Source organism: Nocardia sp. NPDC004568 (assembly GCF_040609955.1).
Classification (GTDB): domain Bacteria; phylum Actinomycetota; class Actinomycetes; order Mycobacteriales; family Mycobacteriaceae; genus Nocardia.
This window is the reverse complement of the sequence record NZ_JBEXLL010000010.1, coordinates 124,628-138,194: the sequence shown is the minus strand read 5'-3', so window position 1 is coordinate 138,194 and position 13,567 is coordinate 124,628. Positions and strand designations below refer to the sequence as shown.

13 protein-coding genes, 1 tRNA gene and 1 pseudogene are annotated in these 13,567 nt (G+C 71.1%); 7 read left to right on the top strand and 8 right to left on the bottom strand.

What is annotated here, in order from left to right; translation table 11 throughout:
* The first annotated feature begins 198 nt into the window (after window positions 1–198).
* From ABZV91_RS08165 to ABZV91_RS08155, 3 genes are all read left to right on the top strand, one after another.
* Entirely contained in the window at window positions 199–891 is a 693-nt protein-coding gene (locus ABZV91_RS08165; protein ID WP_355237254.1) for a PhzF family phenazine biosynthesis protein, read from the top strand.
* A gap of 173 nt (window positions 892–1,064) precedes the next feature.
* Entirely contained in the window at window positions 1,065–1,565 is a 501-nt protein-coding gene (locus ABZV91_RS08160) for a metallophosphoesterase (RefSeq protein ID WP_355237252.1), read from the top strand.
* A 79-nt stretch (window positions 1,566–1,644) separates the two neighbouring features.
* Window positions 1,645–2,295, top strand: coding sequence for a hypothetical protein (locus tag ABZV91_RS08155; protein WP_355237249.1), 651 nt, complete (start codon window positions 1,645–1,647; stop codon window positions 2,293–2,295).
* 49 nt (window positions 2,296–2,344) lie between these two features.
* Here the strand turns inward: ABZV91_RS08155 and ABZV91_RS08150 are convergent, their stop codons facing one another.
* The 8 genes and pseudogenes from ABZV91_RS08150 to ABZV91_RS08115 form a co-directional block, all read right to left on the bottom strand.
* Entirely contained in the window at window positions 2,345–3,370 is a 1,026-nt protein-coding gene (locus ABZV91_RS08150) for an alpha/beta hydrolase (protein WP_355237246.1), read from the bottom strand.
* 159 nt (window positions 3,371–3,529) lie between these two features.
* Window positions 3,530–4,375 carry a helix-turn-helix domain-containing protein gene (locus ABZV91_RS08145; RefSeq protein ID WP_355237244.1) on the bottom strand — a complete coding sequence of 282 codons (846 nt, stop codon included), beginning with the start codon at window positions 4,373–4,375 and terminating at the stop codon, window positions 3,530–3,532.
* A 109-nt stretch (window positions 4,376–4,484) separates the two neighbouring features.
* Window positions 4,485–6,577 (bottom strand): annotated as a pseudogene (locus tag ABZV91_RS08140) (xanthine dehydrogenase family protein molybdopterin-binding subunit).
* Window positions 6,574–7,572 (bottom strand): xanthine dehydrogenase family protein subunit M, encoded by a 999-nt coding sequence (locus ABZV91_RS08135; RefSeq protein WP_355237288.1) that lies wholly within the window; start codon window positions 7,570–7,572, stop codon window positions 6,574–6,576. Before ABZV91_RS08135 ends, ABZV91_RS08140 begins: the two are co-directional and overlap by 4 nt.
* A complete protein-coding gene (locus ABZV91_RS08130; protein ID WP_355237241.1) occupies window positions 7,569–8,087 on the bottom strand; it encodes a 2Fe-2S iron-sulfur cluster-binding protein in 519 nt (172 codons plus the stop codon). The genes ABZV91_RS08135 and ABZV91_RS08130 overlap by 4 nt, the downstream gene beginning before the upstream one ends.
* 28 nt (window positions 8,088–8,115) lie before the next feature.
* The gene (locus tag ABZV91_RS08125) at window positions 8,116–9,324 is read right to left on the bottom strand and encodes an XdhC/CoxI family protein (protein WP_355237239.1); all 1,209 of its coding nucleotides are present in this window, start codon (window positions 9,322–9,324) and stop codon (window positions 8,116–8,118) included.
* Between the two features lie 394 nt (window positions 9,325–9,718).
* The gene (locus ABZV91_RS08120) at window positions 9,719–9,889 is read right to left on the bottom strand and encodes a LuxR C-terminal-related transcriptional regulator (protein WP_355237284.1); all 171 of its coding nucleotides are present in this window, start codon (window positions 9,887–9,889) and stop codon (window positions 9,719–9,721) included.
* A gap of 77 nt (window positions 9,890–9,966) precedes the next feature.
* Window positions 9,967–10,191, bottom strand: a complete 225-nt coding sequence (locus ABZV91_RS08115) for a response regulator (protein WP_355237236.1) — start codon at window positions 10,189–10,191, stop codon at window positions 9,967–9,969.
* 606 nt (window positions 10,192–10,797) lie between these two features.
* On the opposite strand from ABZV91_RS08115, the gene ABZV91_RS08110 reads away from it, so the two are divergent.
* The 4 genes from ABZV91_RS08110 (at window position 10,798) to ABZV91_RS08095 (ending at window position 13,543) form a co-directional block, all read left to right on the top strand.
* On the top strand, window positions 10,798–10,971 hold the full coding sequence (locus tag ABZV91_RS08110) for a hypothetical protein (protein WP_355237233.1): 174 nt from the start codon (window positions 10,798–10,800) through the stop codon (window positions 10,969–10,971).
* A gap of 121 nt (window positions 10,972–11,092) precedes the next feature.
* Window positions 11,093–11,827: a hypothetical protein gene (locus ABZV91_RS08105; protein WP_355237230.1), complete on the top strand. Its 735-nt coding sequence runs from the start codon at window positions 11,093–11,095 to the stop codon at window positions 11,825–11,827.
* 281 nt (window positions 11,828–12,108) lie between these two features.
* Window positions 12,109–12,181 (top strand) — tRNA-Glu (locus tag ABZV91_RS08100).
* A gap of 141 nt (window positions 12,182–12,322) precedes the next feature.
* Entirely contained in the window at window positions 12,323–13,543 is a 1,221-nt protein-coding gene (locus tag ABZV91_RS08095) for a styrene monooxygenase/indole monooxygenase family protein (protein WP_355237227.1), read from the top strand.
* Window positions 13,544–13,567: the final 24 nt, after the last annotated feature.

Genomic DNA, 13,567 nt, shown 5'->3' with positions numbered 1-13,567 from the left:
CACCGCCTGGCCCCCGCCCGCCGCTCCGTTCCGCCTGGGGGGGGGGGCTGTGGGCGGGGGCCGCCCGGTGTGATACCGGGCGGCCGCCGTCCGTGTGCGCGGCGGTGGAACCCGACGATCCGCGGGCGGCAGCAGCGAGGCGCGTCCGCGACTCCGGGGCTTTGCCGGTCGGCGGTCGTATTCGACTAGTCTGTCCCCGTGCGCAGGCCAGAACAGGACAGTACGCAAGTCGAGGTCGTCCGGGTCTTCACCGACCCCACGGGCCGGTGGGGCAATCCCCTCGGTATCGCCCGGGCCAGCGATGTGGAAGGTGTCGACCACCAGGCGCTGGCCGCCCGGCTCGGTTACAGCGAAACAGTCGTGGTCGAGGCGCCCGCCGGCGAGATCGCCCGGTTGCGCATCTACACCCCCGCCGTCGAACTCCCCTTCGCCGGCCACCCCACCGTCGGGACGGCCTGGTGGCTGGCCGATCAGGGCACGCCGGTCGGTACCCTCGAGGTGCCCGCCGGCCCGGTGGCGGTGACCGCGGACGCCGGTCTCGTCTGGGTACGGGCCCGGCCGGAATGGGCACCCGAATTCACCTTCCACCAATTCGACGACCCCGGATTCCTCGCCACCGTGTCGCCGGCCGATTTCGACAGCGGCCATCACTACGTCTGGTCCTGGACCGACCACGACCGGGGCGGGGTCCGTGCTCGCATGTTCGCGCCCGCCATGGGCATCCCCGAGGACGAGGCCACCGGTGCGGCCGCCATCGCCCTCACCGCCCGGCTCGAACGCGACCTCACCATCACCCAGGGGCAGGGTTCACAACTGTTCACCCGGCACGACCCGGACGGCTGGGTCCACCTCGGCGGACGTGTCGTCTCCGACCACCCGGTCGTGCTCTAGCCGCGCACCGGGCCGGCGCCGACTCGGTAAGGCCGGTCCCCCGGAACTCGCGAGCGGCGCCGCCGGTCCGCCGCTCGCCGTGAGCCCGGCCCGGAGCGCACGGCGGGCCCGCCGCCCGTCGCCTTCGGCACCGCGCGTGCCCCGAACCGGTGTCCAGGTGCTAGACCGGACCCATGCGGTTGCTCATCGTGTCCGATACGCATGTACCGAAGCGAGCCCGTGACCTGCCCGCGGTTCTCTGGGACGAGGTGGACGCGGCCGACGTCGTCGTGCACGCCGGCGACTGGGTGGAACTCGCGCTACTGGACCGGCTCCGCGTACGGAGCAGACGTCTCATCGGCGTATACGGCAACAACGACGGACCGGAACTGCGCGCCCGGCTGCCCGAGATCGCCCGGGCGGACCTCGCCGGTGTGCGGGTGGCCGTGGTGCACGAGACCGGGCCCGCGAGAGGCCGGGAACGCCGCTGCGCCGCGGCCTTCCCCGACACCGATGTGCTGGTCTTCGGCCACAGCCACATCCCCTGGGACAGCGTCACCGACACCGGTCTGCGCCTGCTCAACCCCGGATCGCCCACCGATCGCCGCCGGCAACCCGAGCACACCTATCTGACCGCGCGGATCCGCTCCGGCGAGCTGAGTGAGGTGACACTGCACGCCGTGCCCCACCCGTGACCCCACGGCCCACCGACCGGCGAGGCGTGCGCCCGGCCACATCGAGTGACCCGTCGGTCCGCTCCGGTACCTTCGCGGCATGTCGATCGACCCGGCGGATCCCGCCCACGGAGTTGCTCTCACCGACTGTGTCCTGGCGCGGATCCGCCGCGATCCGGACGCCTCCGTGCTCCCCTACGCCGATGTCCCGTGGGTGGTCGGCCGGCCCGCACCGCTGCCACCGGAGGTGCTGGCGGACACCACTTTTCCGTCGGGCCGCCCGCTCCCACCCAGTCTTCGTGCCTGGCTGGCCTTCGACTCCGGCCTGCTGCGGCGATACGGCTGGTTCGACGCCTCGGGCACGCTCACTCCGCGCCCCCTGCACCGGATCGTCGCCGACGAGATGGGGGCATGGTGGGAAGCCGAGTTCCGCCCTTTCGCCGGCCGGTTCGGTGAATGTTTCCTGCTTCCGGGCGGTTCGGACTCACGTCGGGTACTCGCCGTCGGCGAGCCCGATTCGACGGGCGAATATCCGGTGCTGGCCCTGGATTTCGACGACCTGCCGTTCGTCGGCCTGATGTACCCCGGATTCGACGTCTATCTCGCGCATACGGCCGGGTTGCTCGACCGCGAATTCACCGGATACTCCGTGCTCGCGGACGACCCGGTCTACGGGCGCCGGATGCGCGAACACGCCCGGATCCGTTTCGCGGGCCGGCTCTGCGAGCAGTTTCCCTTCGCCCACTCCTGAGCGGCGTTCGTCGTCCTCCCGAGCACGTGCGGCGGCGGACGTGTGGTAGTCACCGGACGCGGGCCCGTGCCGGTCCATCCTGGGACGCCGGTGCCCCGGCCAGGCGAGCGCGGAGGAAGTCGGTGATCTGCCGCCGCGCGGCCGCGGCCTGCGGCACCACACCCGGCAGCGTGACGAACGCGTGGGGTGCCCCGGGGTACTCGGCGATATCGGCAGGCGTCCCGGATTCGCGCAGGCGCTGCGCGTACCGGCGTCCGTGATCGGCCAGCGCGTCCAGGGTGGGCACGACCACGAGCGCCGGGGCCAGGCCGCCGAGGCCGCCGGCGTGTAACGGCGATACCGTGGCGGGGTCGATTCCGGGCGGTACCGCGAGCTCCCGGACGAAGCGGAGTTTCGCCGCACTCGGTCCCGGGCCGTGGCCGTGCCGGGATATCGAGGGGTAGTCGAGCATGGTGTCGGTCAGATCGCAGAGGGGATTGGTCAATATCTGCGCACGCAGCGGCAGCCCGCGGGACCCGGCCCGGATCGCGGCCAGCGCGACGATCAGCGCGCCACAGCTCTCACCGGCGACGGCGACGCGGGCGGCGTCGATCCCCCACCGGGCCGCGTGCTCGAGGACGTGGCACAGTACGCCCCAGCCGTCGTCCACCCCGGCCGACAGGGGTGTCCCCGGGGCGAGCAACCGATGCTCCACCGATACGACGACCGCGGAGAGCCGGGCGGCGAGATGACTGTTCATCCAGTCGCATTGCGCGGCCGTGCCCACGAATCCACCGCCGTGTACATGCAGCACGAGTGGCAGCGCCGCCTCGGCGGCTCGGGTCGGCGACGGCCGGTAGACCCGCACCCGGACCACGCGATCGGCCACGGCGACCTCCTCCCAGCCGATCACGGCAGCAGGATCCGGGCGTCCGGTGATCACCCGCAGCAGGCGCGAGGCAGCCAAGCGGTTCGCCCGGTCCCGGTAGGCGGACAGCTCCGCCGCAGTCACGGCCGGCCAGTCCGGTTCCTTCTGTACGGCGTGCAGCAGCCGGAAACCCCGTGGGAGTCGGTCGGTACCCGTCGTTCTCTTCATGCCACTCCTCCTCGACAGCGCCTCCCACGCCGGCTTCACAGGATGGGCCGGCCGGGCGTGCTCGGACTTCGCTGTCAGCATCGCGGGTCCCCCGGGTGGATGTCTTGAACGAATGTTCCCGCGCGGTCGGCCGGGAACGGGTCTCCGGCGGACGGTTCGTCAGTGCTCGGACGCGTACGCCGGGGTCACCCATGCCACGGGATCGACCGTGAGCCACGGCGCGGCCGCGAGAGCCGTAGGGGTGAGCCCGGTGAAGGCGGCGGATTCCCGGTAGAGGTGGGATTGGTCGGCGTAGCCGCTCTCCGCGGAGACCAGAGCGGCACTGTGACCCCGGGAGAGGCGCTGTGCCGCCCGGTCGAAGCGGACCAGCTGCGCGGCCCGCTTCGGCGTCGTCCCGAGCTGGGAGCGGAACCGCGACCACAACCGCTGACGACTCCACCCCACGTCGGCCGCCAGTCGTTCGACCCGTAACCGCCCGCCACCGGCCACGATTCGCCGCCAGGCGTAGACGATCTCCGGGTCGGCCGCTCGACTCGCTTCCTGCCGGCCACCGAGCACAACCTCCATGAGCGCGAACCTCTCGTCCCAGGAGCGCGCGGCACGCAGTCGCTGTCGAAGCCGCGCCACGTCCCGACCCCAGAATTCCTCGAGGCCGATCACGGTCGCGTCCGCCCCGGGCGGGACACCCAGAACCGCGTGTGCGACAACCGGCGACAACCGCACCTGGAGAAGGTCCACCGCGCGCCCGCCACCGCGAACACCGACGGGACCGAGCCCGACCACCCAGCTGCCATGGGCCCGCGCACCGCGGGCCTCGTCGACGAATACGACATCACCGAAGTCGATGAAAACGGTCGTCGCCGGATAGGGAACGACCGGCAGCTCCGCCGGCTCCGTCACCCGGCCACGGAATCCCGCCATCGCGACCCCCGGCACCCGCAGCGGCCGGGACGGCACCGCGATATCCATGGCCTCCCCGGCGAAGCGAACCGACTCTACGGGCATACCCCATGGTAAGGCCGTGCGCGACGGCTACACCACGGAAGACAGGTCAGCCGATGGGCTGACGGCTGCGGACGCGCCGGCCGATATGCGCGGGAAGGCGTTCGCCACCTCAGCCCAGCACGGCGTCGACGGTGATCGGGAGGGTACGCACCCGTATTCCCGTCGCGTGGTGGACCGCGTTGGCCACCGCGGCGGCGGCCCCGACGATTCCGATCTCCCCGGCGCCCCGGGCGCCCATCGGGTTGGCGTGTGCGTCCACTTCGTCCAGCCAGATCGCCTGGATGTCCTGGACATCCGCGTGTGCGCTTATGTGATAGGACGCCAGATCCTGGGTGACGATATGGCCGAACCGGTGGTCGCGCACGCTCTCTTCGTGCAGAGCGCCGGAAATCCCCATTGTCATACCGCCGATCAACTGGGACCGCAGCGTCCGCGGATTGACGGCCCGGCCGACCGAGAACACCCCCAGCATCCGTGGTATCCGGATCTCGCCGGTATCCGCGTGCACCCGCGCCTCGACGAACTGGGCGCCGAAGGAGTGCAGCGCGAACTTCTCGGCATCGGGATTCTCGGGTGCCCGCGCGGTGGTGTGCGCGCCGCCGGCCGGATGCCGCCCGTGGTCGTGCCGGAATTCCCGGGCCGCCGCCACTATCGCCGAACCCCATGAGCTGATCCCGGTGGAGCCGCCCGCCACACTGGCTTCCGGCAGGTCGGTGTCGCCGATCCGCAAGCGCACCCGGTCCGGGTCGACCTCGAGCGCGTCGGCCGCGATCTGGGTGAGCGCCGTCCAGGTGCCGGTACCGATATCGGCGGCCCCTATTCCGACGGTGTAGCAACCGCCGGAATCGTATTCGATCCGCGCGCTGTTGCCGGGCATCGAGCCCCCCGGGTAGGTCGCGGCCGCGACCCCGGTGCCGATGAGCCAGTCCCCCTCGCGGTGGGCGCGCGGAGCCGGGTCGCGCCGCGCCCAGCCGAACCGTTCGGCTCCGGTGCGCAGGCATTCGGTGAGACGCCGGCCGGACCAGGGCTTACCCGTCTCCGGGTCGGTGCCGGGCTCGTTCTGGATGCGCAGCTCGATCGGGTCGATACCGCAGGCCAGGGCGAGTTCGTCCATCGCCGACTCCACCGCGTACATCCCGGGGCATTCCCCGGGGGCGCGCATCCAGAACGGTACCGGAACATCCAGCGCCGCCAGCCGATGGGACGTCCGCCGGTGGGGGGTGGCATACATCATGCGGGACGCGACCGCCGTCTGCTCGGCGAATTCCTTGATCCGCGAGGTCGTCTCGAACACTTCGTGGACGAGCGCGGTCAGGGTGCCGTCACGCTGTGCGCCCAGCTCGATCCGCTGGATGGTGGGGGTGCGGTAGCCGACGAGTGAGAACATCTGCTGCCGGGTGATCGCGAATTTCACCGGCCGGCCGGGCGTGCGCCGGGCCGCCAGCAGCGCCAGCACATTATGGGCGTGCGGTGCGCCCTTGGCGCCGAACCCACCGCCGACATGGGGTGCGATGACCCGGAGCTGTTCGGGCTCGAGCCCGAACAGCGGCGCCAGCGTGGTACGGACGGCGTGCACACCCTGCGTGGAATCGTAGAGCGTCACGTGCGGGCGGTCCCCGGACTCGTCCCACAGCGCGATACAGGCGTGCGGTTCCATCGGATTGTTGTGTTCAGCGGGTGTGCGGTAGGTCCGGTCGATGCGGACCGCCGCGCCGGCCAGCGCCTGATCGACGTCCCCGTCCTCGGTGTCGGTCGGAAAGGACGGATTGACCTGGTCGGGGCGTAGTGGCCGGGATCGTCGACGCGCAGTTCGGTGTAGTGGGGTTCGGCTCGGTACTCGACCCGGATCAGATCCGTTGCGTGCCGGGCGGTTTCGGCGCTCTCGGCGATCACCGCGCCGATCAGCTGCCCACGGAAATGCACCCGGTCGTCCTGCAGGATGCTCAGCTCGCCGTCGGAGGTGTCGGCGAGGGTGGGGGCGTCGAACACGGTCAGTACCGCCACCACGCCGGGGAGCCGGGCGGCACTGCCGGTGTCCATGGCACGCACCGCGCCGCGCGCGACGGTGGCCTGTACCGGGTGCAGGTAGAGCGGATCATCCACGGCGTGTTCGAAGGCGTAGCGGGCGGTGCCGGTGACCTTCTCGTACCCGTCGAGCCGGGCGAGCGAGGCACCCATCGAGACGGCCGGGATCGACGTCATCGCTGTACCTTTCCGGTGAGGTCCCGCAGGGTGGACACGATCGTGCGCCGGGCCAGTTCGACCTTGAACTCGTTGCCTTCCAGTGGCCGGGCCGGGGCGAGTTCGGCTCGGGCCGCCCGCTCGAACGTCTCGGGGGTGGCCGGGGCGCCGACCAGTTCGGCTTCGGCCAGGCGGGCGCGCCAGGGCCGGTGCGCGACACCGCCGAGCGCCACCCGCGCCGACCGGAGGGTGGCACCGTCTGTCCCGAAAGCGAGTTCGGCGGCGACGGAGACGAGCGCGAAGGCATAGGAGGCGCGGTCACGGACCTTGCGATAGTCGGCGACCACACCGGCGGGCGGCGCCGGGAGTTCGATCCCGGTGATGAGCTGTCCGTGGCGCAGCACGGTATCGCGTTCGGGGCTGTCGCCGGGCAGGCGATAGAAATCGGTGACCGGGACGCGCCGCACTCCGTCGACATCCTCCACCACGACCTGTGCGTCCAACGCGGTGAGAGCGACGGCCATATCCGAGGGGTGCACCGCCACGCACTGGTCGGAGGCGCCCAGCACCGCGTGATAACGCACGTACCCGCCCAGTGCCGAACAACCGCTGCCGGGCTCCCTTTTGTTACAGGGTGTCGTCACATCCTGGAAGTACACACATCGGGTGCGCTGCAACAGGTTCCCGCCGGTCGTGGCCAGGTTGCGCAGCTGGCCCGAGGCGCCGGAGAGCAGGGCCCGCGACAGGGCCGGGTAGCGCAGCCGGACCACCGGATGCGCCGCCAGTTCACTGTTGCGTACGGCCGCACCCACCCGCAGACCGCCGTCCGTGGTCTCCTCGATCTCGGCCAGCGGCAGCCTGCTGACATCGACGAGCAGGTCGGGAGCGGCCACGCCCAGTTTCATATGGTCGACGAGGTTGGTGCCGCCGGCCAGGAAGGCCGCGCCGGGCCGTCCGGCCACCGTGGTCACCGCGTTCCGGATGCTGTCCGCACGCCGGTATTCGAACGGGATCACCGCGCTGCCTGCCGGATCGCCGCCACGATATTCGGATACGCCGCGCACCGGCACAGGTTGCCGCTCATCCGCTCCCGGATCTCGGCGTCGGACAATTCGGCTTCGGCACTCAGGTCCTCGGTGACGAAACTGGGATTGCCCGCCTTCACCTCCTCCAGCATTCCCACCGCGGAGCAGATCTGGCCCGGCGTGCAGTACCCGCACTGGAACCCGTCCTGGTCGAGAAAGGCCTGCTGCACGGTGTGCAGGCGATCACCGTCGGGCAGGCCGGCGGCGGTGACGATCCGGGCGCCGTCATGAGCGGCGGCGAAGGTGAGGCAGGTGGTGGCCCGGCGACCGTCGAGCAATACCGTGCAGGAACCACACTGCCCGTGATCACACCCTTTCTTCGGGGCGGTGACGCCGAGCCCCTCGCGCAGGGCGTCGAGCAGCGTGACGCGGTTGTCCACGTGCAGCGTTCGCCGCTGTCCGTCCACCTCGAGGGTTATTTCGCTGTGCATGCCGGCAGCGTCCATGGGCGGCGGTTAACCCGGCCGGCGCGGCTCAAACCCGGGCCGGTGAGAACGACCCACCGGCGTCGGCGGCGCGGTGGATGGGCAGGTCGAGATCGCGTAACCGGGCGCCGGTCCCGCCGCGGAGCTGGGCGATGATCTCGGCGGCGATGGAGACCGCCGTCTCCTCCGGGGTCCGGGCCGCGAGGTCCAGGCCGACGGGGGCGGCCAGCCGGGCCAGTTCGGGGCCGGTCACCCCCGCGGCCCGTAGCCGCCGCACTCGATCGGCGTGGGTACGCCTGCTGCCGAGCGCGCCGACGTACCCGGCTGCGGAGCGCAGGGCCGCGGCGAGCAGGGGTACGTCGAACTTCGCGTCGTGGGTGAGAACGCAGATGACGGTGGACGCGGTCACCGGCGTCGCGTCCAGGTATTCGTGCGGCCAGCGCACCACGATCTCGTCGGCTGCCGGGAACCGCGTGGTGGTGGCGAACGCCGGGCGGGCGTCGCAGAGGGTGACGTGATAGCCGAGGAAGTGTCCCATCCGGGTGAGTGCGGCGGCGAAATCGTCGGCCCCGAAGACCAGCATTCTGGGCGGCGCGGGGAACGAGTGGAGGAACACCGGCGTCTCCCGCCCGTCCCGTCCGGGAAACTCGAACTGCCCGGTACGGCCGGTGGCCCATCCGGCCCGCACCCGCGCGCACGCATCCTCGTCGAGTGGAAGATCGACGTGGTGGTCCGGGCCGCGGACCAGCGCATGCCGCGCCGGTCCGGCGGCGGTGAGGACAGTGGCCACGGTGACCGGCTCCCCGGCTCGCACCGCGTCCAGCAGCGCCGCGAGTACCCCGTACAGCGACCGATCGACCGGCTCGACGAGAACCTCCAGCGTCCCCCCGCAGGGCAGCGCCGGGGCGAACAGATCGTCGCCTGCCGGATCGAACCGGATCCGCTCGGGGACGCCGCTGTCGAGAACCGCCTGCGCCCGGGCACACACCTCGCTGTCGACGCACCCGCCCGAGATACTGCCCACCACCCGACCGTCCTCGGATACCGCCATCGCGGTTCCGGGCGCCCGCGGACCCGCGGCGGAGCTGTGCACGATGCGGGCCAGGACCGCGCGCCGGCTCGTGGCCGACCACCGGTGCGCCGCCTCCCACGGCCCCATCGCCGGCCCCGCCGCGTGGCACACGGAACCCGGCCGTACTGCCGTATCCACGGAATCGGCGTCGTAGGCCGGAACGGGGTGCCTCGCGTCTGCTGTCATACGCGGCGCTTACCCCGCGGACCCGCCGACATGCGTCACGCCCGCGGGTACTCCGCGCGGGCCCGGTGCCCGCCGTCGGCCGCTGCCCTCTGCGCGGCCGGTGCCGCCGCGCGCGAGGGAACGCCCGGGCATCGGGAGTGGCCGGGCCGTCGCGCGAGTTCGACGGTGAACGACCCGTTCCGAGTACGATGAGCAGGACGTGGTGTAGTCGATCGGCGCAAATCACCATGGGCCGGTAACACCGCCGATTCGGCGCGCCGCAGCAGAATCCCCGCCGATACGGGGTCGGCCGTGGTGAGCGGCCGGTCCGGATCGCCGATTTCGGCCGGACGGAGGTCCCGCCCCCCGGCGGACGTGGGAATGCAGGTGCCGCGAGTGGTGCGGCGGCGGCCGGCTACAGCCGGATGATCCGGCGGGCCAGGGCGGTGGTCACCGCCGCGGTACGGTCGGAGACGTCGAGTTTCTCGAAAATGCGGAGCAGATGGGTCTTCACCGTCGCCTCGGCGATATAGAGCCGGGCGGCGATCTCGGGATTGCTGTGCCCGCGGGCGACCAGTTCCAGCACATCACGTTCACGAGTGGACAGCTGCGCCGCCGCCGGCGCCGAGCGCGCCTCGAAGAGTTTCGGCGCCAGCGAGGGGGTCAGGACGGTCTCCCCGCGGGCGGCCGCGTGCACGGCGGCGATGAGGTCGGTGCGGGAGCTGCCCTCGAGCAGGTAACCGACCGGCCGGCCGCTATGCAGCGCAGGATATCGGCGGCCTCGTCGTAGGTGGTGAGGATGACGACGCGCGGCGCCGGCTCGTCTCCCCGGATACGGCGGGTGGTCTCGGCACCGTCGATTCCGCCCATCCGCAGATCCAGCAGCACCAGGTCGGGCCGCAGCGTCGCGACGAGGGCGAGCGCTTCCTCCCCCGAGCCGGCTCCACCGGCGGCCGGTCCGGGCGGGATCGAAACCGGGGCCGTCGTCGGCGATCTCGACGGTCAGCTGCGCGTCGCCGAAGTCCAGGGCGACGGCCACGGCGCGGGCCGACGGGGCGTGCTTGGCGATATCGGTCAGCGACTCCTGGACAGCGCGCAGTACGACGACCGCGGCACGGGTGGGCACCGCCGCTTCCATGCCCCGCACCGTGCAGTCGACCGCGCGCCGGTACCGCTCGGTGTGGGCTTCGGCCTCCCGGGTCACGGCGGCCACGAGTGAGTGGCGGGCCAGCACGGGCGGCGTACGGGCGGCGGGCAGGCTGCTGGGCGACGCGGGTGGCGTTCCCGGGGCCGCTCACGCCGGCCGCCTCCACGGCCACGGCGAGGGGGTGCACCGGATCCGCGATATCACCGCGGATGCTCCAGTGGTCACCGTCACCGCGATCCGCCCGCCCGCGCACGTTTCGCCGCCCGGTCGTGGGTATGTCCGGCAGGACGGTGCCGCAGTGCGGCGCACCGGTCCGCCAGTTCTCGTCGTGTGCTCCAGGAGGGCCTGTGTCTTCGTTCCTCTCGTTCCTTTCGCTGATGCTCGTGCTGCCGGGCCTCGCGGCCGCCGCCGCGTATGTGGCGGTGGCGGTGAGCATGTGGCTCGAAAGCCGCCAGGGGGACGACGACCCCGCGGCCGCGCCGCGACGTGCCCCCGGTGGAATCCGACGAATCGCCGGTTAGCGGAACCCGCCGCGGGGTGGCCGCGCACCGCTTCCGGCGCCGATTAATCGGTGGCATGCTCCGGTCGCACTCGGTTACGGTTTCCCCGGTCGCGACGAGGTGACCGGAGGAGGTAAAAGCGTTGTCCACCAAGCTGAATCAGCTCATTGCCATCGAGAAGGGCGCGAAGTCGCAGGCGAACGCGGATGTGACCGCCGCCTATCAGCGAGTGGGCAAAGCCGATCTGCTGGCCGGTATCTCCCGCACCTACCGTCCGCTCGACGATCTGGGCGAGGAGCTGCCCGCGGAGTCCAAGCGGGTGCAGGTGCGAGCGCGCGACGTGATCGCCGATATGAAGAGCACTCTCACCCGGTTGTTCGATGTGACCGCCACGAAGGATACGGCGAACTGCTCGGCGAAGGCCGACGTGACCGTCGACGGTGTCACCGTCGCCCGCGATCTTCCGGTCACCTACCTGCTGTTCCTGGAGAAGCAGCTCAGCGAACTGAAGAAGTTCGTGGCCAAGCTGCCCACCCTGGATCCGGCGGAGTCGTGGTCGTTCGACGAGGTCAGCGATTGCTACGCCACCCAGCCGTCACAGACGGTGCGGACCAAGAAGGTGCCGCGCAACCATGTGCTGGCCCCCGCCACCGACAAGCACCCGGCGCAGGTGGAGGTGTACCACGAGGATGTGGTGGTCGGCCGGTGGACCACCACAAAGTTCTCCGGCGCGCTGCCGGCGAAGGAGGTCGGCGATATCGAGGAGCGGCTGGGCAAGTTGCTGGACGCGGTGCGCGTCGCCCGGGAGACGGCGAACGCGACGCCGGTGACCGATGTCGAGCCCGGCCGCGCCATCCTCGGCTACCTGTTCGGTTAGCCGAGCACACAGACTCCCCCTCCGGGGGGATGGAGCGCAATCTGAAACTGAAGTTCACGTTCACACCGCGCGGGCGCTGCCAGGGTCCGTCGAAAAGTTCAGCCTCTCGCTCCAAGCTCAACAATTCCATCGATCGCTCGACGGGCGGGTGTGCTGCGACTCACCCCCGAGATCCGGGTTCGATTCCCGGTGGCGGCTCTCCCTGCCGCTGTGGCGTAAAGGAAACGCGCGGGGTTACTCAGGATGAACCACACCCGCGTATTCGGCGATCACAGGTGGGACGAACGATAGCTCATCCGGTAGAGCATCGGACTCTCATTCCGACGGTAGTGGGTTCGAATCCCACTCGTTTATCAGGAGGGGCCGGGAAGGGTATTCCCGGCCCCTCCGCCTGTCCGGCGGTTCCGCGCAACCGGTACCGATGTGCCGATCCCACCTATTCGCCGACGATCGTCTGATCGGATCGACCGAACATCTCAGACGAAAGGGCGCGTGATGGGACATATCCGGATTCTGGGGGCGGGCGAATGCGGGCTCCCGTTGGCGCATCGGTTGTTACGTGCGGGGCGTCCGGTCACCCTGGTCGCCGCCCGGGAAGCCGCCGCCGTGCTCAACGGCACGGTGACCAGCACCCAGGTCAAATTCCCGGCGACACTGGACTTGGAAAGCACTGCCGGACTGGGGCATTGGCGTGCCACAGCGCCCGAGATACGGGGTATCCGGCTGGCCGCGGTGATGGACGGACAGCGGATGCTGGGCTGGACCGGCCGATTCGCCCGGCCGGCGCAGAGCGTCGATCAGCGCACCGTGTTCGCGCGCTGGCTCACCGACTACACCGATGCCGGCGGGGCGCTGGAGATCGGCGATCCGCCGGTGGCCGAAATCGACCGCCGAGCGGCCGAATACGATCTGACCGTCGTCACCCGCGCGTCCGGTGAACTGGCCGCGTGCTTCCCCGCCGATCCCGGCTGGCCGGCCGCCGACCGCCCCGCCCGGCAACTCGCCGTGCTCTACCTCGAGGGTGTGGCACCGGACCCCGACGACCTCGGGACCTACGTATCACTTCCTGGACTGGGAGAAGTGATCTCCTATCCCGGTCTCACCGGCGCCCCGGGCGCGGAGCGCCGGTGTGAGATGTTGCTGATCGAGGCCCGCCCCGGCGGCCCGCTCGATGTCTTCGACCCGCAGGATCCACCGGCCGAGCAGTTGCGCCGGGCCCTTCGCCTGCTCGAGACCTATCTACCCGCCGACCTCGCGGATCGCTACCGCGCGGCCGAATTGACCGATGCCCGCGCGGCGCTGACAGGCGCGGTGAAACCGGCGGTACGGCTGCCGGTGGGCACACTTCCCTCCGGCCGGCCGGTACTCGGGGGCGGGGATGTGGTGTGCCGGATGGATCCCGGTGGCGCTCAGGGCGCCAACAACGCCGCCCACTGCGCGCAGGCCTACGCCGCCGCGATCCTGGCGCGTCCGGACGGGCCGTTCGACCGGTCGTGGATGGAGTCGGCCGCGACGCCCTGGCTCACCGGCACCGCGCATCACGCCGCGCGGTGGACCGCGGCGGTGCTGGATCCGCCGGCCGAGATGCAGCAGTTCATGCTGGCCGCGCAGCATGATCCGGCGCTGGCGAACGCCTTTGCCGATACCTTCGCCCGGCCGGCCGATATGGTGCACTTCACCGCCACCCGGAACGCGGGCACCACACCGCTGGGGTGATCACGCCGGCGCCCATGTCCCCCG